The sequence below is a fragment of the Streptomyces sp. 3214.6 genome, assembly GCF_900129855.1.
Taxonomy (GTDB): Bacteria; Actinomycetota; Actinomycetes; order Streptomycetales; family Streptomycetaceae; genus Streptomyces; species Streptomyces soliscabiei.
Genome location: NZ_LT670819.1, coordinates 7,067,566 through 7,086,370, shown reverse-complemented (window position 1 = coordinate 7,086,370; position 18,805 = coordinate 7,067,566). Strand labels below are relative to the sequence as shown.

14 protein-coding genes and 1 pseudogene are annotated in these 18,805 nt (G+C 70.9%); 3 read left to right on the top strand and 12 right to left on the bottom strand.

The features are described 5' to 3' along the window. Nucleotides 1-25: 25 nt before the first annotated feature. The 7 genes from B5557_RS32025 to B5557_RS31995 form a co-directional block, all read right to left on the bottom strand. Entirely contained in the window at nucleotides 26-1,228 is a 1,203-nt protein-coding gene (locus B5557_RS32025; protein WP_079662708.1) for an acetyl-CoA C-acyltransferase, read from the bottom strand. Next, the gene (locus tag B5557_RS32020; RefSeq protein ID WP_079662707.1) at nucleotides 1,225-2,712 is read right to left on the bottom strand and encodes a carotenoid oxygenase family protein; all 1,488 of its coding nucleotides are present in this window, start codon (nucleotides 2,710-2,712) and stop codon (nucleotides 1,225-1,227) included. Before B5557_RS32020 ends, B5557_RS32025 begins: the two co-directional genes overlap by 4 nt. Next, nucleotides 2,709-4,430, bottom strand: a complete 1,722-nt coding sequence (locus tag B5557_RS32015; protein ID WP_079662706.1) for an aldehyde dehydrogenase family protein — start codon at nucleotides 4,428-4,430, stop codon at nucleotides 2,709-2,711. Before B5557_RS32015 ends, B5557_RS32020 begins: the two co-directional genes overlap by 4 nt. Before the next feature lie 65 nt (nucleotides 4,431-4,495). Then, nucleotides 4,496-5,059, bottom strand: a complete 564-nt coding sequence (locus tag B5557_RS32010) for a PaaI family thioesterase (RefSeq protein WP_079662705.1) — start codon at nucleotides 5,057-5,059, stop codon at nucleotides 4,496-4,498. Beyond that, the gene (locus tag B5557_RS32005; protein WP_079662704.1) at nucleotides 5,056-6,219 is read right to left on the bottom strand and encodes a thiolase family protein; all 1,164 of its coding nucleotides are present in this window, start codon (nucleotides 6,217-6,219) and stop codon (nucleotides 5,056-5,058) included. The genes B5557_RS32010 and B5557_RS32005 overlap by 4 nt, the downstream gene beginning before the upstream one ends. Nucleotides 6,220-6,244: 25 nt before the next feature. Further along, nucleotides 6,245-7,147, bottom strand: a complete 903-nt coding sequence (locus B5557_RS32000) for an acyl-CoA thioesterase (protein ID WP_079662703.1) — start codon at nucleotides 7,145-7,147, stop codon at nucleotides 6,245-6,247. Then, nucleotides 7,144-7,491, bottom strand: coding sequence for a hypothetical protein (locus B5557_RS31995; RefSeq protein WP_079662702.1), 348 nt, complete (start codon nucleotides 7,489-7,491; stop codon nucleotides 7,144-7,146). Before B5557_RS31995 ends, B5557_RS32000 begins: the two co-directional genes overlap by 4 nt. A gap of 195 nt (nucleotides 7,492-7,686) precedes the next feature. Between B5557_RS31995 and B5557_RS31990 the strand changes: the two genes are divergently transcribed. Together B5557_RS31990 and B5557_RS31985 are read left to right on the top strand one after the other, a co-directional pair. Beyond that, complete coding sequence (locus B5557_RS31990; RefSeq protein WP_079662701.1) at nucleotides 7,687-9,450, top strand: class I adenylate-forming enzyme family protein; 1,764 nt, start codon at nucleotides 7,687-7,689, stop codon at nucleotides 9,448-9,450. 180 nt (nucleotides 9,451-9,630) lie between these two features. Next, complete coding sequence (locus tag B5557_RS31985) at nucleotides 9,631-11,205, top strand: class I adenylate-forming enzyme family protein (RefSeq protein ID WP_079662700.1); 1,575 nt, start codon at nucleotides 9,631-9,633, stop codon at nucleotides 11,203-11,205. 15 nt (nucleotides 11,206-11,220) lie between these two features. Here B5557_RS31985 and B5557_RS31980 read toward each other — a convergent pair whose 3' ends face one another. Beyond that, nucleotides 11,221-12,216: a winged helix-turn-helix transcriptional regulator gene (locus B5557_RS31980; RefSeq protein WP_159424460.1), complete on the bottom strand. Its 996-nt coding sequence runs from the start codon at nucleotides 12,214-12,216 to the stop codon at nucleotides 11,221-11,223. Nucleotides 12,217-12,440: 224 nt separating this feature from the next. On the opposite strand from B5557_RS31980, the pseudogene B5557_RS31975 reads away from it, so the two are divergent. Continuing rightward, a pseudogene (locus B5557_RS31975) lies at nucleotides 12,441-12,690 on the top strand (hypothetical protein); the annotation flags it as partial. Nucleotides 12,691-13,270: 580 nt separating this feature from the next. Here the strand turns inward: B5557_RS31975 and B5557_RS31965 are convergent. From B5557_RS31965 to B5557_RS31950, 4 genes are read right to left on the bottom strand one after another with little or no spacing between them, the layout of a single operon-like run. After that, nucleotides 13,271-14,884: a long-chain-fatty-acid--CoA ligase gene (locus B5557_RS31965; protein ID WP_269460227.1), complete on the bottom strand. Its 1,614-nt coding sequence runs from the start codon at nucleotides 14,882-14,884 to the stop codon at nucleotides 13,271-13,273. 26 nt (nucleotides 14,885-14,910) lie between these two features. Continuing rightward, entirely contained in the window at nucleotides 14,911-15,864 is a 954-nt protein-coding gene (locus B5557_RS31960) for a winged helix-turn-helix transcriptional regulator (protein ID WP_079662697.1), read from the bottom strand. Nucleotides 15,865-15,885: 21 nt separating this feature from the next. Continuing rightward, nucleotides 15,886-17,406, bottom strand: coding sequence for a carotenoid oxygenase family protein (locus tag B5557_RS31955; protein ID WP_079662696.1), 1,521 nt, complete (start codon nucleotides 17,404-17,406; stop codon nucleotides 15,886-15,888). Between the two features lie 60 nt (nucleotides 17,407-17,466). After that, complete coding sequence (locus B5557_RS31950) at nucleotides 17,467-18,693, bottom strand: acetyl-CoA acetyltransferase (RefSeq protein WP_079662695.1); 1,227 nt, start codon at nucleotides 18,691-18,693, stop codon at nucleotides 17,467-17,469. Nucleotides 18,694-18,805: the final 112 nt, after the last annotated feature.

Genomic DNA, 18,805 nt, shown 5'->3' with positions numbered 1-18,805 from the left:
GCGTCCGTCGTGAGATCCGCGTCCGTCATGCGATCCGCTCCAGGACGGTCGCGCTGCCGAGCCCGGCGGCGCCGCTCACGGCGATCACCCCGAAGCGTTCACCGCGGCGTTCCAGTTCGCCGAGGCAGTTGGCGGCGAGGATCGGGCCGGTGGCGGCGAAGGCGTGGCCCATGGCCAGAGTGCCTCCGTTGGGGTTGAGCCTGGCGTCGTCGATCTTCAGGTCGCGCTGGAACTTCAGGCAGGTCGCGGCGAAGGCCTCGGCGATCTCGAAGACCGCGATGTCCTCCGGCCGCAGTCCGGCCCGCCCCAGGGCGTGTTCCACCGCTGTCTGGCCGCCCGTCAGCATCACCACCGGGTCCACCGCGGCACTGGCCACGGACACGACACGGGCGCGCGGCCGCAGACCGTGTGCCCGGCCCGCCTCGGCCGTGCCGATCAGGGTGACTGCCGCCGCGTCCACCAGGGTCGGCGAGGTGCCGACCGTGTGCAGATGCCGGACCTCGCCGACCTCGGGGTGGTGGCGCCGTACGAGGTCGTCCTGGCCGTTCGCGCCGAGCTTGGCGAAGGCCGGCGGCAGCTGTGCCAGCGCCTCGGCGGTCGTGCCCGCCCGGACGGCCTCGTCCGCGGCGAACGGCTCGCCGTCCGGGCCGATCACCGCCCGCACGTCGGCGGCGAACCGGCCCGCCTGCCAGGCCGCGGAGGCACGCTGCTGGCTACGCGCTCCGTACGCGTCGAGTTCCGTACGGTCGAAGCCCTCCAGCGTGGCGATGAGGTCGGCGGCGATGCCCATCGCCACCGAGCCGGCCCGCTCGACGACGTCGGGGTCCTCGAAGAGCGGGGCGTGGTCGGCGTACATGGGAGTGCGGGACACCGATTCCACCCCGCCCGCCACGATCAGTCCCGCCGTTCCGGCCAGGGTGTGGGCGGCGGCGGTGTTGATCGCGTCGATGCCGGAGGCACAGAAGCGGTTGACCGTCATGCCGGGTGTGCGGGTCCAGCCCGCCAGGATCGCCGCGGTCCGCGCCAGGTTGCCGCCCTGCGCCCCGGTCTGGGTGGCGACACCGAGGACGAGGTCGTCGACGGCGTCGGCGGGCAGGCCGTTGCGTTCGGTGAGGCCGGTCAGGACGGTGTCCAGGAGCTCCAGGGGAGTGCGGTGCGCGAGTGCCCCGCCCGGCTTGGACCTGCCGCGGCCGGTCCGGACCGCGTCGAAGAGGTAGACGTCGTTCATCGGGCCCCCTCCGGTGCCGCGGTGCGCAGCTGGTCGGCCCGTACCCAGCAGGCGTGGAAGCCGGACGGGACCCGCTGCGGGAGCAGCACCCGGGCGACGGGACCCGCGGTGATGTCCTCGGCGTCCAGGACGACGACCTCGGCCCGGCCCGTCGTCTCGTCGTTGACGAAGCTGATCAGATACCCGTCGGTTTCGCCGGTCGAGTTGTCGCGCGGCGCGAAGGGCGCCTCGGAACCATAGCGTCCGTCTCCGAAGAAGTACTCCTGCTTGGTGCCGGTCAGGGAGTCGAACCGCACCAGACCGTCGAAGAGCAGCGTGGGCATGTTGGCCAGGTGCATGTTGTACGAGTACCGGTGCGGCTGTCCCATGATGCGCGAGTCGACGCTGGGGAACTCGATGTTGTCGTCGTCGAGTTGTTCCTCGCGGGTCCGGCCGGTGGCGAGGTCGAAGCGGTACCGGTACAGCTGGGCGTCGAGACGCATGTAGGCGAGCATGTTGGACAGGGGGTTGGCGAAGGTGGTCTGGTGCTGCGGGTTCTTGACCCGGCAGACGTCCATGACGATCTCCTCGCCCTCCTCCCACGAGTTGACGACGTGGTAGATGTAGCAGGGCTCCGCCTCGAACCAGCGGACGGCCGAGTTGTCGCCGTAGCGGGGGACGACGGCGAAACGGGAGACCAGTTCACGGTCGTAGAAGATCCGGTACTTGCCGTTCTTGCGGGCCTCCTGGTCCTGGACCAGGGGCAGGTCCATCAGGACCGTGTAGTGGGCCGTGATGGCCATGTCGTGCGGCAGACGGGGGCCGGGGAGTTCGATCTCGGTGAGGTGGGTCTGCAGGCCGTCGGCGCCGATGATGCCGTACCGCATCGCCGACATGTCCGGGCCGTAGTCGAACCAGAGCAGTTCCCCGGTGCTCTCGTCGGCCTTGGGGTGGGCCATCATGTCGCCGACCAGGGTGCCCATGAAGTCCTGCGCCCCGAGGGTCTCCAGGGACAGCGGGTCCACGCCGTAGGGGGAGCCGCACAGGTACCAGGTGGCCAGTACCTGCCCCCGGTGGAAGATCACGTCGGTGTTGGCCGAGTCCTTGATGCCAAGGCCGTGGTGGTTGCCCCAGGGGTTGTTCCGGGGGTTCTCCATGAGGCCGGTCCACAGGGCCCGGCCGGCCTCGGACTCGTCGCGGAACGCCTCGGTGCGCACCCAGCGGTTGCGGTAGCGGACCTTGCCGTTCTCGAAGTGGACGGCGTGGATCATGCCGTCGCCGTCGAACATGTGGTAGCGGCCGGCGGCCTGGAAACGGCGGTTCGGGCCGTTGCGCAGGTAGACACCGTTGAGGTCGGCCGGTATCTCGCCGACGACTTCCAGGTCCTCCAGGGTCAGTTCCCGGTCGACCGGCGCGAACACCCCCAGGGTGTAGGGGTTGTCCGGGTCGCCGACCGGCTTGGCCAGCGCGATCGGCGCGTCCGCTCCTAGGGGTGTCTGGGTCATGACGATGCTCCTGATCGGTGGTGCCCGGCGTTCGGGGCGGGGCGGCGGGACTGGACGACACGGAAGCGGCCGGCGATGAAGGACTCGTCCGTGAGGGTGGCGGTGCCGGCCGGGTTGAGGCCGGTGACGTGGTAATCGCTGAAGGCGGCCGAGAAGTTGAGCGGCATCGGGCCGGTGAGGTTGACGGTCAGGGCGGCCCCCGCGCGGGCGTAACCCTCCTCGGCCCGCTCCAGGTACGCCTCGTCGGTGGAGTACACGAACGCCGTGATCGCCCCGCCCTCGCGGGCGTCCTCGGTGGCCCGGGCGAGCGCCTGGCCGGCGTCGTCGCAGGTGATGAGGAAGGCGACGGGGCCGAACCGCTCGAACCCGTACAGGTCGTGGTCGGCGACGTCGATCCGGGCGAGCAGCGGTCCGCTGGTGCGCGCCCCGGGGTGTTCGGGATGCGGGTAGCCGGCGGGTTCGAGCACCACACTGCCCCGGCGGCGGACCTCCTCGGTCAGCAGGGCGAGTTCGTCGAGGGTACGGGCCGACTGGACGGCACCCATGACGGCGGCGGCGCGCCTGGGCACCGTACTCACGGCGCGGATCGCGTCGGCGAGCGCGGCGGCCAGCTCGTCGACGGTGAGCACCCCGGTCGCGGTGCGCAGGCCCTCGCGCGGGACGAAGATGTTCTGCGGGCTGGTGCACATCTGCGCCGAGAACAGACAGAGCGATCCGGCCAGGGCCCGGAGCACGGGTTCCGGGTCCGTGACCGACTCCAGCAGCACCGAGTTGGTGCCGGAGGTCTCGGTGTACACCTGGGTGCGGCGGGCGTTCGCCTCGATCCACTCGCCGAAGCCGGCCGAACCGGTGAAGTCCACGATGCGGGTCTTCTCGTGCCTGACGAGTCGCTGCGCGACCGGCTCGGCGACGCTGTCCACGGCGAGGGTCACCAGATCGGTGTCGAAGCCCGCCGCCGCGATCACCTCCCGGCAGATCCCGACGGCGAGGGCCATCTGCAGCACGGAGGTGGGGTGGGGCTTGACGACGACCGGATTGCCGGTGGCGAGGTTCGCGAACAGGGCGGGATACACGTTCCAGGCGGGGAAACTGGCGCAGGCGATGACGACCGCCACCCCGAGGGGCTGCACGCGGTAGCGCTTGTCGAGGGTCACGGTGGTGCGTCCGAAGGCGCGCGACCAGGGGGCTCCGCTCGGCGTCCGGCGCAGCGCCTCGTACGCCATGGCGATGGCCTCCAGGCCGCGGTCCAGGGCGTTGGTGCCGCTGCCCGCCAGGCTCATACCGCGGCTCTGCCCCGTGGTGTGCATCGCGGCGGCGGCCAGCCGGTCGTTGGCCGCGAAGAGCTGCTCGCAGATCTCCAGGCACACCCCGACACGCACCGGCGCGTCCGCCGTCCGCCAGCCCTCCCACGCCTTCTCCGCGGCCTCGATCAGTTCGTCGGGGGTGGCGTGCGGATAGGAGATGCCGAGGGGCTCGCCGGTGTACGGCGACACCTCGTCGTCCTGGCGGCGCGGGGTCCCCGGGTGGTCGAGGGGGAACGGCCGCCCGCACTGCTCGCGCAGCCATGCGTCGGCCCGGTCGGCGTCGGCGGGGCCGGAGGGCGGCGCGTCGTCGTAGGCACTCCAGTTCGTCCGATCGGCGGTCGCCGCCCTGGCGCGGTCCAGCAGGTGCCGGTGTTTGTCGAACAGGGCTGTGGGGTCTGGGTCTTGGTCACGCATGCGGCGACTCCTCGAAGGGGTGGGTGCGGACGAAGGGGTGGGTGCGGACGGCGATGTTCCGGCCGTCAGGTCGGCCACAGGACGAGCTGGGTGCAGCGGAAGAGGGCCAGCGGGCGGTCCTCGTCGTCGGTCACGGTGGCGTCCCAGACCTGTGTGCGCCGTCCGCCGTGCACGAGCTCGGCCTGGGTACGGACCGTTCCGGCGCGGGTGGTCCGCAGGTAGGACGTCTTGATTTCCAGGGTGGTGAAGCCGAGCGCGCCCTCCGGGAGGGTGAGACGGCAGCCCAGCCCGCAGGCGGTGTCGGCCAGGGCCACCACCGAGGCCGCGTGCAGGTAGCCGTTGGGGGCCAGGTGATGCGGCTCCACCGCCATGGCGGCGGCGATCCGGGTGGCCTCCACGCGCGTCACGGTGAATCCGAGGAGACCGGGCAGCCTGCCGTCGGCGAGGGCGGTCAGCTCCTCGGGGGTGGGGAGGCGGCCGGGGGTGGCGGGGGTAGGGCGGGGTGCGGTGTCCGGGTGTGCTGTTGCGGAGTCAGGTGCCGACTCCGGCCGTACCGGCGCGGAGCCAGGTGCCGTATCCGGCCGTACGGGCGTGGCGGTCGGCGTTTCGTGCGCGCTGCGGTCCGTCATGCTTCCACCAGCACGGCGATGCCCTGCCCCACTCCGATGCAGGCCGCCATCACGCCCAGCCCCCCGCCGCGGCGGCGGACTTCGCGGGCGCAGTCGACCAGGGCACGTGCGGCCGAGGCACCCAGCGGATGGCCCAGGGCGATGGCGCCGCCGTTGGGGTTGACCATGTTCTCCGTGATGCCGCCGAGTTCGTCGAGGCAGCTGAGCACCATGGCCGCGAACGCCTCGTTGATCTCCAGGACGCGCAGGTCGGACAAGGACCGGCCGGCGCGTTCGAGGACCCGGTGGACGGCGGGCACGGGAGCCAGGGCGAACCGGTCCGGTTCGACGCCGACCACCGCCGAGGCGACGACGCGGGCCAGCGGTTCGGCGCCCAGCCGCTTCGCGTGGTCGAGGGTGCCGAGCAGGACCGCGGCCGCCCCGTCGTTGACGGGGGAGGCGTTCCCCGCCGTCACCGTGCCGTCGGCGGAGAACGCGGGCCGGAGCGACGCGAGCACGTCCGGTGTGGTGCCGGGGCGGATGCTCTCGTCCCGTTCGACCCCGGCCACCGGGAACACATGGTCGTGCAGGCCCTTCTGCCACGCCTCGTGCGCCAGCGTGTGGGAGCGTACGGCCCACTCGTCCTGCTCTCGGCGCGAGATGCCCTTGGCGGCCGCGACCCGCTCGGCGGAGCGGCCCAGGGGTTCCACCCAGTGGCCGGGGAACGCGGGGTTGGGCATGCGCCAGCCGACGGTGGTGGACTCCAGCTTCAGCGTGCGGGGAAGCGCGCTGTCGATGGGCGGGAGGACGTAGGGCGCTCGGCTCATGCCTTCCACGCCCCCGGCCACGACCAGTCCCGCCTGCCCGGAGGCGATCGCCCGCGCCGCCTGGACGACGGCTTCGGCGCCGGATCCGCAGAGCCGGTTCACGGTGGTCGCGGGCACCGACACGGGCAGGCCGGCCAGCAGCACGGCCATCCGGGCCACGTTGCGGTTGTCCTCTCCGGCGCCGTTGGCGTTGCCGTAGATCACGTCCTCGATGTCCGCAGGGTCGAGATCCGGGTGCCGTGCCATGAGGACCCTCAGGGGCCGGGCCGCCAGGTCGTCGACCCGCATGGCGGACAGGCCGCCTCGGTTGGCCCCGAACGGCGTGCGGACCGCGTCGAGAATGTAGGCGTCCACGAGGGCACCTCCCAGAGGTCGTCGTTCAGTCACGGACACGGAACAGGCCCTGTTGGGCGAGGGATGCGACGAGTGTGCCGTCGAGGGTGTACACGTCGGAGCGGACGAGGCCGCGTTCGGCCGTGCCGGCCGGCGATTCCGCGGCGAACAGCAGCCACTCGTCCGCGCGGGCGGGGCGGTGGAACCACATGGCGTGGTCGAGGGTGACGCCCTCCCAGAACCGGCCGTCGGCATACAGGGAGCCGACGGGGACGCCGTGGGGGACGAGAGCCGTCGACAGCGTGGTGACGTCCGACATGTAGACGAGCAGAGCCTGGTGCAGCAGGTCATCGTCGGCCATCGCGCTCCTGGTGCGGTGCCACACCAGAATCGAACCGCCCGGTGCGTCCGGCACCACGCGTACGTCCAGTCCCAGCGCCGTCGCCCAGAGCCGGCCCAGGTTACCCCGCGGGCCGTCCCACTCAGCCGATGACGGCAGTGACTCCGGCGGCGGACTCGCCGGAGCCGGGCGCTGGTGCTCCACGCCGGTCGACGGGGCCGCGAAGGACACGGTCGCGGTCGCGAGCGTCCGGTCCTCCTGAGTGACTGTCACGGCGCGGCTGTGCAGCCTGTTGCCGTCGCGCAGCCGGGAGATGGTGAGCCGGACGGGCCGCTCGGGGTGCCCGGGGCGCAAGAAGTGGGCGTGCAACGAGTGTGCCGGGGCCGTCCGGTCGACGGTGCGGGCCGCGGCGAGCAGTGTCTGGGCGAGGATCTGGCCGCCGAAGAGCCGCGGCAGGTCTATGGTCGCGCTCGGTGCGAGGAAGGTGTCCGGTTCCGTCTCGGTGAGCGCCAGGGCGGCGAGGACGTGGTCGAGTGAGCCGTCCGTGGCGCGCGGACCGGTCACCGTGGGCCGGGTCACGGTGGGTGGGGTTGTCGCGGGCTGGTTCATCGCGCCTCCCGGGCCGCCGGCCCGGTCAGCAGCAGGGCGAGGCGCTCGGCGACGAAACCGGAGTTGAGACCGGCGCCGGCCACGGTCGCGCCACCCGCCGCGGCCGAGGCGGGCAGCGGGGCGGCGTAGGACTCTCCATGGGTCTGCGGCCGGTAGAAGCCGTTGGTGGAGATCACGTTCTTCCCGCTCGCCGGCAGGCGCTCGACGACGGCGCTCTGTTCGTCGTAGGGCACGCTGAGCAGCGGGGTGTGCTGCACGGCGTCGGCGTCGATGATGGGGCACAGCAGTGTCCGGCCGACCGATCCCGTCGCCCACTGGACGACCCGGATCCTCTGACGACTCATGGTGAAACCTGCCTAGGGCTCGGGCGTTCGGAAAACGGCACGGCAAGACGGACAAGGAAACTATGATAGCGAAAGTCAGCCTGTCAATGACATGGTCGTTCGGTCCGTGTGGCGCGGGCCATTGACGGCTGACTTCGCTTACAATAGTTTCCGTCCGGCCGGTGCCCCACTGGGCAGCCGGCAGGAGGAGGAGACATGGACGTCTTCACGAGCCGCCCCAGGGCACTCCACCCCGCGGAACGCGTCGCCGAATACCGCGCCCGGGGCTGGTGGACCGACGAGACGATCGACGACCTGCTGCGACACCAGGTGGCACGACGCCCCGACCGCCTCGCCGTCGTGGACCCGCCGGACAAGCCGGGCCTCATGACCCTGGCGGCCAACCGCTGGACCTGGGCCGAACTCGACAGCGCCGTGGACCACGTCGCCGCCACGCTGCTGGGGTCCGGCATCCGCCCCGGCGACCTGATCGGCGTACAACTGCCCAACAGCACCGAACTCGTCGCCACCTACTTGGCGGCGATCCGGATCGGCGCCGTCGTGTCGCCGCTTCCGGTCCCGTACCGGGAGTACGAGATCGGCATGCTGGCGGGCCTGGCCGGCTTCAGGGCGTTCATCACCGCGGACCGCATCGGGGAGCGCAACGCCGCCGAAACCGCCGTCGCGGTCCTGGAACCGGTCCCCTCCGTAGGGCTCCTCTTCTCGTTCGGCGACAACCCGCCGCCCGGTACCCGGCGGCTCGACGTGGCCGCCGCCGACTTCTCGGACCGGGCCACCGTCGGCGACCACCTCAAGCACCACCGGCCCGACCCCAACGACTGCGTCACGGTGTGCTGGACCTCGGGCACCGAGAGCACCCCGAAGGCGGTACCGCGCTGCCACTACGACTGGATCGCCATCTCCTGGCCGACCGTCGACGGTCCGCAGCTCACCGGCGACGACGTCATCCTCAACCCCTTCCCGATGGTCAACATGGCGTCCGTGGCCGGCACGATGCTGCCCTGGCTGCGGCTCGGCTGCACCTATGTGCTGCACCACCCCTTCACTCTGCCCGAGTTCCTGCGGCAGATCGCGGCGGAACGGGTCACCTACACCCTCGCCCCGCCCGCGATCCTCACCCTGCTCCTGCAGAACGAGTCCCTCATGGCGGCCGCCGACCTGTCCTCGCTGCGCTGCATCGCCTCCGGGTCCGCGCCCCTGGCGCCGTCGATGGTGCGCGGCTGGCAGGAGGACCACGGCATCTCCGTGGTCAACTTCTTCGGTTCCAACGAGGGAATCTGTCTGCTGGGCGCCCCCGCCGACTTCCCCGACCCCGAGATCCGGGCGCAGTACTTTCCCCGCTACGGCCTCAAGGGCGAATCCTGGTCGGGCCGCACCGCCGAACGCGTGTCCCTCCGCCTGGTGGACCTGGTCACCGGAGTGGAGATCACCGAACCCGGCCGGCCCGGGGAGCTGTACCTCAAGGGCCCCATGGTCTTCGCGGGCTACCTGGAGGGGACCACCGACGCCGACCCCTTCGATGACCAGGGCTACCTGCGCACCGGGGACGTCTTCGAGATCGCCGGCGAGCGCGGGCAGTACCTCCATTACGTCGACCGCAGCAAGGACCTCATCATCCGGGGCGGTATGAACATCGCCCCGGCGGAGATCGAGGGCCTGCTGGCCTCCCATCCCGGTGTCGCCGAAGTGGCGGTGGTGGGCTACCCCGACCCGGTGCTCGGGCAACGGGCCTGTGCGGTCGTCGTGGTCCGGCCGGGCGTGAGCCTCGACGCGGACCAGCTGCTGGGCCATCTGCGGGGGCTGCGCATCGCGTCGTACAAGCTTCCCGAGCGGTTCGTGTTCGTCCCGGAGCTGCCGCGCAATCCCATGGGCAAGATCGTCAAGCCGCGGTTGCGTGAGCTGCTGGCCGCAGGGCGGCTGGACACGTCGCCGTCCGGCGTGGTGCCCGACGCCGGCTGACGGCTCCGGACCACGGGCCGGTCACGAGCAGCCGGTCAGGGGCCGGTCGGCACGCTGCGCCGGTCGGCCGACGGGCTCGGAGCCGCATCACGGCCGTCCGCCTACGGCACCGGACCCACGGCACCAGACCCACCTCACCGAACCAGCCACACCGCACGAGCCACACCTGGAGGTCCCCGTATGCCCGTCGGAGCACTCGCCGAACGAGCGGCGGCACGTCATCGCGACCGCACGGCGGTCGTCGGGCCGGACGGTGACCGCACCTTCGCCCAACTCCACGACACCGCCCTGCGCCTGGCGAACGGCCTGCTCGCCGCTGGGCTGCGGCCCGGTGACCGGGTCCTGGAACTGCTGCCCAACAGCTGCGCCACCCTCGAATCGGATCTGGCGCTCGCCCTGGCCGGGTTGGTGCGCGTCCCGCTCAACCCCCGCCTCGGCGCCCGCGAGTGGGAACGCATCGCCGACGACTGCGGCGCGAGTGCGCTGGTGTACGGCGCCTCCTTCACGGACGAGTCCGAGGCACTGCGCACGGGACTGGGAGAGGGGCGGGTCGTCGCGGCGGGGGACGGTCCGGGCCTGAGCCTGCGTGACCTCGTCGCGCACAGCCCGGCCCGCCGCCTCGCCCCGGTGGCGGACGGCAGCCTGGCGGGGCTCGCCTACTCCTCGGGTACGACCGGCCGCCCCAAGGGCGCCTTGCGCACCCACCGCAACCGGCTCGCCTCCGCCCGTGCCATGACGGACTCGGTCCTCGGCGGCTCTCCCCGCCCCGACAGCGTCTTTCTGCACGCGGGCCCACTCATGCACACCAGCGGCCTGTTCTTCCTCCCCTTCCTGGCCGCCGGGGCCTGCCAGATCCTGCTGGACCACGCCGATGCCGAGTCGATCGTCGAGACGGTCCACGACCGCCGCGTCACCCACACCGTCCTGGTGCCGACCATGGTGGCGCGGCTGCTGTCCCTCGCCGGATCTCCCCGCGCCCGGCTCTCGGCCCTGCGCATGCTCGCCTACGCCGGTGCGCCCATGCCGACGGACCACATCCGCGCGGCATCGGAACTGCTCACCCCGCACCTGGTCCAGTACTACGGCCTGGTCGAGGCCATGCCCCCGTTGACGTGGCTGACGTCGGAGGACCACGCGCACGGCCTGGCCGAGCGGCCGGAGCTCCTCACCTCGGCCGGACGCCCGGCCCCCGGTGTCTCCCTGCGCATCGTGGACGAGGAGGATGCCGAGGTTCCCGACGGCCGTCCCGGAGAGGTGGAGGTCCGGGGAGACATGGTCATGCCGGGCTATTGGAACGCCGAGCGGCGCGGAGACCTGGGCAAGGTCCTGCGTGGCGGCCGGCTGCGCACCGGCGACATCGGCCGTCTCGGTGAGGACGGTCTGCTGTGGCTCACCGATCGCGTGAACGACATGATCATCACGGGGGGTTACAACGTCTACCCGCGGGAGGTCGAGGACTCGGTCACCGGACTGGACGGCGTGACCGCGGCTGCCGTGGTGGGGCTGCCGGACCCGGAATGGGGGCAACGGGTGGCGGTCGCCTACACCTGCGCCCCCGGTCTCGACGTCAGCTCCGCGGCCGTTCTCTCCCACTGCCGGTCCGTGCTGCCCCCGCACAAACGCCCCAAGGCGGCTCACCGGCTGGCGGTGATGCCGCTCAACGCGACGGGAAAGATCAGCCGCCGGGCCGTACGCGACCTGCTCGGCGAGCCCGGCCCCGGACGGTCTGGCCGAGGCACCGCTCAAGGAGCTTGAGGAGGCGGCCCGACGTCAGCGGGTGGCCGCAGGGGCCGGCGGCAGCTGAACCGCTGTCGTCGCGGAGTGCGCGCCCTCAGCGCCCTCGACGGCGAAGTGCACCTGAGCCCGCTCCAGCGGTGTCTCGCACGTCCGGCACCGGAGGTACGGAACGAACGGCTTCCCGCAGGCCCGGTGTGTGATCGCGACGCCCGAACCGGCCGGACCCGGGTACCAGCGCTGGGCCCAGTCCACCAGGAAGGCCAGCACCGGGAAGAACGCCAGCCCCTTCTCGGTCAGCCGGTACTCGGCACGCCCCCCGGCCACGGGCGCCCGGGGTTCGAGCACCCCGAGGTCGCAGAACCTGCGCAGCCGGTCGCTCAGCACGGACGGCGCCATGCCCAGCTCCGTCTGGAAGTCCGCGAACCGCCTGACCCGCAGGAAGGCCACCGCCAGGAGCGCGGTGCTCCAGCGGTCGCCCAGGATCTCCATGGTGTCCGGGAAGTACGACAGCGCGTCCCGCGGAACCCGGCCGCGCGCGGTCCGGCGGTGATGCCGGGCCACGGCGACCAGACCGAAGGCCGAGCCCGCGCCACGCTGCGTGTCCGTCTCCCGCGCGGTCACCGGCGCGGCACCGCACGCCTGGCACCCCAGGTCCACGTCGGTGGTCCGTGCGCACACGTCGTGGACCAGATCGGGCAGGCCCACCGGCCGCTCGACCCACTCCCGCTCCCACGACCAGATGGCCGTCAGCAACGGCCACAACTCGATGGCCTGCGGGGTCAGCAGATACTCGGTGCGGGTACGTCCCCCGTCACGGTACGGCTGCGGACGCAGCAGCCCCCCGGCGACGAGTTCCTTGATCCGGGCCGCGAGCACCGACTCGGACATCCCCAGCTGATCACGCCACTGCGCGAAGCGCCGGGCGTGCGTCAGCAACGCCCGCTGCAGGATGAGCAACGCCCACTGGTCCCCCAACGCGAGCAGCGCCTGCCCGATCGCACTGGGGCGCGGCTCGCCGGATGCGGCCACAGGGCGTCTCCTCAAGGTCTGGTCGGTCTGTCAGCCACGGACGGGTAGGCCATCGTACGCGACGGCCAGGGTCGGTCATGGAGCCCTCGTGCTGCCGTACCACCCGGCCGCCGGTGGCCCCGAGGCGGTGCGGTCGGCCAGGCGATCGAGTACTCCGGCCATGCGCTGTAGTGGCCCCTCGCGCAGTGGTCGTCCCCGGACACGGGCCGCAGCTGTGCGGGGACCTGAACGGACGCGACCGGCCCGCCGTCCTCGTCCTCCACGAGTTCGACCGGCTGACCGCCCCGGAGACGGCCGAGCAACTGGAGTTCGTCCTCCACCACGCGGGACGCGGACTGCGGCTGATCCTCGTCACCCGCACCGAACCCCTGCTGCCCCTGCACCGCTACCGGGCGGCGGCGGCCATGACCGAGATCAGGAACCAGGACCTGGCCTTCACCCCCGAGGAGGCGGCCGACCTGCTGGCCCGGCACGCGTCCAGCTCGCGCCAGGTCAGCCGCCGGGGCTCGGAGCCCAGAAGCGCCGGCCGGTTCGCAGGATCGACAACGGCCAGCGCATCACCGCGCTCGGCAACCCTGTCCCGAAACAGTTGGTCGGCCGTCTCCTCGGTCCACCACTGCCGGGCGATGTAGTCCGTGACCTTCTCGACCGGATGAAGTCCGCGGGTCTCGTTCAACAGTCCACCTCTTTTCACTGCACTCTCCGGAGGCCGGATGCGGACTCCGAGCGGCTCACGTGCGGTGCTCAGGCGGGTACGGAACTTCCGCGCTCCCAGCTAGACACCTTGCGACACTTCAATTAGCAGTGTGACAGGGATTACTACAACAAGCAGAGCGAGTGGTCAATGGCTCGCACACAGAAGGTGGCAGATACGTACAGGCGCGACGACCCGTCACCACCGCTTCGGCGACCGCGGTGACGTTGTGTTCCGCAGAGCGTGTCGCTGGCGCGGTCGTCGACGGACGTCCGCGCCCTCGCTATCGGCTGGACCGCCGGTCCCGACTCCCTGGTATGTCAGGAGAGCATGGCAAAACGGAAACCACGGCGGGGTCGGTCAGGAGATGGTCCGGTCCCGTCCCGCCCAGAAGGGGTGTCGCAATTCGCGTTTGAGGATCTTTCCCGACGGGTTGCGAGGCAGAGCGTCAACGACCTGGACCGCGGAGGGGCACTTGTAGTGGGCCAGATGCGCGCGAGTGTGGGCGACAACGTCGGCGGGCTCGACGACACAACCATGGCGCGGCACGACGATGGCGTACGGGGTCTCGCCCCACCGCTCGGAGGGGATGCCGATGACGGCGGCTTCAAGTACGTCCGGGTGGGACATGATGGTGTTCTCCACCTCGGCCGGGTAGATGTTCTCCCCGCCGGAGACGATGACGTCCTTGAGCCGGTCCTGGAGAAACAGATAGCCGTCGGCGTCGAGATAGCCGGCGTCTCCGGTCCGGAACCAGCCACCGGGCAAGTAGGCGTCCGCCGTGTCCTGCGGCAGGTTCCAGTAGCCGCGCGTCACTCCTGGCCCGCGGGCGACGACCTCTCCGTGCGTGCCGGGAGGGCAGACGTCTCCAGTGAGCACGTGGCGGATCTCGATATCCACCCCTGGGACCGGACGGCCAGCGGACCGCAGTCTGCCGGCCCGCTCGGTGGTGTGGTCCTCGGGGCCGAGGATCGTCGCCACGCCGGTGGTCTCGGTCAGCCCGTAACCCTGTGCCAGCCGGGCGCCGAAGAGCTCCTGGGCGCGAACCATGACGGATTCCGAGATGGGCGAGCCACCGTAGAGGAGCCACTCGACGCTGGAGTAGTCGGTCTGAGAGGCGGCCGGGCTGGAGATGAAGTACTGGATGAGGGTGGGCACCATGATCACGTGCGTTGCACGGTGGCGGACCAGCAGGGTGTGCATCCGGTCCGGGCTCGCCTCGGTGAACTGGACGATACGGCCACCAGCCGTGAGCGCGATGAGCGCCCATCCACCAGCGGTGATGTGGTAATAGGGCGTGGGCACGAGGCTCACCGAGGCCGGTGAGACGTCGAACTGTGCGCCGAAGGTGTCGATCGCCCACAACAGACCACCGGCGCTGATACTCACGCCCTTGGGGCGACCGGTTGTACCAGAGGAGTACATCAGGCACAGCAGATCGTCGCCGCCGGCGTCGCGGTGTGGATCCTGCGCGGGATGGGCGCCCACGACCTCGTCGAAGGAGCTCCAGCCGGGCCACGTATCGGGATTCCCGCCCTGGCGGAAGACCAAGGTCCGGCCCCCCAGGTCTCCGACGAGTCCCGGCGGAACCAGGGGTACCAGGTATTCCTCCACCACGAGCGCGGCGGGCAGGGCGTCCTGCAGGATCCACTCCACCTCCGCCGGCGCCAGCCGGAAGTTCAGCGGGACGACGACGAGGCCTGTCTTGGCCGCGGCGAAAAACAGCTCCCAGTACTCGGTGGCATTGCGGCCGAGGTAGGCAACCCGGTCGCCGGGGACGAGCCCGGCGGCCAGCAGCGCGGTGGCGAGCGCACTGGAGCGCTCATGGAGCTCACGGTGGGTAACGGGCCGGCCGTCACCCACCACGGCAGGAGCGTCCGGGTGAGCGGTGGCCGTCGCCCGGATCAGACTGGCCACGGTACGGGGGACGGTGACAGCCTGATCCTTTGGGCTGTCCGACGATCGCGAGGGCATGGTCATGTCTCTCCTTTGAGGCAGACTCAGGGTCCGGCGGCGGTGGGGGAAATCTGGATGGTGCGGCGGTGCAGGGCTTTGCCGCACCGGTCGCAGCGCAGCTCCGGCACGAACACGGACGAGCAGGAGCGGTGTGTCTGGATGAACGCCGGCCCTTCGGGGGCGAGGAACCAGCTGTGTCCCCAGTGCAGGGTCGTGGCGATCACCGGGTAGAAGGCTCGGCCTTTCTCCGTCAGGCGGTACTCGGCCCAGCCGGGCCGCGTTTCGGTCCGGGTCGCCTCCAGCACTCCGGTGGCCGCGAAGGCTTTGATGCGGTCGGCGACCAGGGCCGGTGGCGCACCGAGCGTTCGCTCGAAGTCGGCGAAGCGGGTGACGCCCCGGAAGGCTGCGCCGATGAGGGCCGAGGACCAGCGATTGCCCAGGATGGCCATGGTCTCCGGGAACATGCCGGCCTGGCCGGGCGTCTGGTCGGAGTCCCAGCGCCGCCGGGTCGACGCTGTCGGCACGGAGCGCTCCCAGGAGCCGCTGGGGCCCCAGACCCCGTCCATGTCACGGGCGGCGACAGGCCTCGTGCACGCGCCGCACGAGAGAACCGGCGTGAACTCCTGGGAGCATTCCGTGTGCACCATCCGGGGCAATGTCGCGGCGTGCGCGGGAACCCAGTGCCGCTCCCAGTCCCAGATGGTCAGCAGGGCCGGCCACAGGGAGCGGCTGCGCGGGGTGAGGAGGTACTCGGCCCGCAGCGGGCTGCTCTGGTAGATGTGCCTTTCCAGCAGCCCCTCTTTGGTCAGCTTGCCGAGGCGCGCGGTAAGGACTGCGTTACTGATGGGCAGCGCCGCCTTGAACTGCCCGTACCGTGTGGCGCCCAGGAACGCCTGCTGGATGAGAAGCAAGGTCCATTCGTCCCCGAGCAGCCCCAGGGTCCTGCCGATGGCATTGGGCGCGCCGGCCTTGAGGTGGGTGGGCTGCTCGGAATCCATGGTGTGCTCGTTTCCTGTCGGCTACAGATCGATCGCCTGTGCGGCGGTGTCTGCAGTGTGCCAGCGGCGCAGTTCGGCCCCGTCCGCCCAGGTGGAGTGGGTGCCACTGGAGATCCGCTCGGGCAACTTGAGCTTGCACACGGGGCCGTCCGCCACCCGGGCCGCGTCCAGCACCAGGCAGTAGGAGGCATCGGCGTTCATGTCGGTGGTGAGGGTGATCAGATAGCCGTCGTCCTCGCCGGTTGAGCCGACTCGAGGCGCCATGGCCGTCTCGCTGCCGTACACGCCTTCACCGAAGGAGATGCGCTCTTCGGTGCCCGTGAGCAGGTCGTGGCGCACCAGGCCGTCGAAGAGGAACCAGGACGGCTTTCCGGTGGCTGCCCAGGCGTAGCGGTAGGGCTTTCCGGCATGGGCCGAGTTGATCATGCCGAACTCGGTGATCGTGTCGGTGAGCCGCTCCTCCTTCACCTGCCCGGTGACCAGATTCAGGCGCCAGCGGTGCAGGCGGGTCTGCAGGCGGTCCAGCGCCAGGAACCGAAAGGCTCGCGTCCACTTGTCGCCGGTGCCGGTGTCGGCCGGCTCGGGGTCGCCCTGGAAGAACCCGTCGAGCACGATCTCGTCGCCGTCCTCGTAGGCGTTGGTGAAGTGCAGTACGTACGTCGACTCGGCCTCGAACCAGCGGATCGGCTCCGCCCCTCCCCGCCGCGGGACGACGGCGAAACGGGACGGCATGTCGCGGTGCCAGCGGGGGATGTGGGCCCCTTGGACCAGGGCCTCGGGCTGCCAGAAGAGCGGGAAGTCGTTGAGGATGGCGTAGTTCTCGGTGAAGGCCATGTCGTGCGGCAGCCGAGGTCCTGGCAGCGGCACCTCCGTGTAGTGCACCAGTCGGTTGTCCGCGTCGACCACGCCGTAGTGCATGTACGGCGCCTGCTTGCTGTAGTTGAAGAACAGCAGTTCGCCGGTGGTGTCGTCGACCTTGGGGTGCGCGGAGACACCCCATTCGGCGGGGAAGGCGCCGCCCCAGGTCTCCTTGCCCCGCGGCTCAGCGCTGTACGGGTCGAGACGGTAGAGGTCGCCGCACTGGTAGAAGCTGGTCAGGGCCATGCCGCGGTGGACGATGACGTCGGTGCTGGAGGCGTCCTTCATCCGGCCGCGGGCGCCCCAGCCGTCCTGCCGGGGGGCCCAGTCCGGCATCTCGGAGATGCCGGCCCACTGGGCGGATGATCCGGCCTCGATCTCGGTGAACAGGCCGTCCGTGCGCACGAACCGGTTGCGGTAGAAGGCCTTCCCGTCGCGGAACCCGACCACGTGCACCATGCCGTCCCCGTCGAAGGGGTGGTAGTTCTTCACCGCCGGGTGCACGGGGTTCTCGGTGTTGCGCAGATAGATGCCGTCCAGGTCGGCCGGCACTTCGCCCTCGACGACCTCCAGGTCGTCGGCGAGCCATTCGGTCGTCTGCGGCCGCCAGGGGCCGGTGCGGTAGGGGTGGTCGTCGTCCACGGGAAGCGTGGACAGCAACCGCCCGACGATCTCGACATCCATGACGTGTATATCTCCTCGGTATTTTGCGGAGCGCGGGTGCGGCCTGCGGATGCTCCGGCGTCAGGCTGCCGGGACGGACCCGACGACCAGGCTCACGGTGGTGGCCGTACTGCCGCCGAAATTGAGCGTGCCGAAGGTGCGAGCCCCTTCGACCTGGTACTCGCCGGCACGGCCGGCTACCTGGAGGCTGGCGTCCAGGAGCATGCGCACGCCGGTGGCACCGACGGGGTGGCCGCCGCCGATCAGGCCGCCGCTGGGGTTGATGGGAAGGCGTCCGCCGACCTCGATCTCGCCGTTCTCGACGGCCTTCCACGACTGCCCGGGGTCGGTCAGCCCGATGTGATCGATGGCCATGTACTCGCTGGCCGTGAAGCAGTCGTGCGTCTCCAGCCCGTCGAGCCCGTCGAGGTCCACACCGGCCCGAGCGAAGGCGTCCTGGACGGCTTGGCGGAGATGCGGCAGCAGGTAGGGATCGTTCTCGGAACGGCTCAACTTCTGCTCCAGCGGCAGGCCGACCGTGCGGTGACCCCAGCCGAGGATGCGAGCCCACGGACGCAGATGCGGGTGTCGGCGCAGGTAGTCGTCGTTGACCAGGACGACTCCGGCACCCCCGTCGGTGATCTGGCTGCAGTCGAACCGCCGCATCCGGCCCTCGACCTGCGGGTTGACCTTGTCGTCGACCTCGCCCGTGAGTGACGGGATGTCCCACCCTCGCGTCTGCGCGTTGGGGTTGCGACGGCCGTTGGCGAAGTTGACCGCGGCGATCCCACGCAGGTGAGCCTCGTCCAGGCCGTACCGGTCGGCGTAGGCGTCCGTGATCTTGCTGAACATGTACGGCCACATGAAGCGGGCGTCCTGACCCTCGTGGCCCGTCCAGGCCGCGGTGCCCAGCATCTCGGCACCGGTGTCGCCCGGCACGGTCTTCTCAAGCTCCACACCGACGACGAGCGCGGTGTCGTAGGAGCCCGCGCGCAGGTCTGCCATGGCGGACAGGATGGCGATGCTGCCGGAGGCGCAGGCGGCCTCGTGCCGTGCGGCGGGCACGCCCCACAGATCCTCGCGGACCGTGGCGGGCATGGCTCCCATCTGGCCCTGCTTGGCGAAAAGCTCGCCGAACGCGTTGCCGACGTGGACGACGCCTATCTGCTCCCCCGTCATGCCAGCGCTGGCGAGGGTGGCATCGACGACCTCGCCGGTGAGGTCGGCCACGTCCTTCCCCTCACGCACCAGATTGCGCGCGAAATCGCTTTGGTAGCCGCCGAGAACCCATATGCCGGTGTCGGTCATGGTCGCCCCTTCGCGTCCTTGTGTGCCGTCGTCCCCCGGCGTGACGGCCCGTGGCTGCAGGCGCTTGTCAAAGCCGCGAAGGCATTACTACAGTTACCAGAGTAACTCTTAC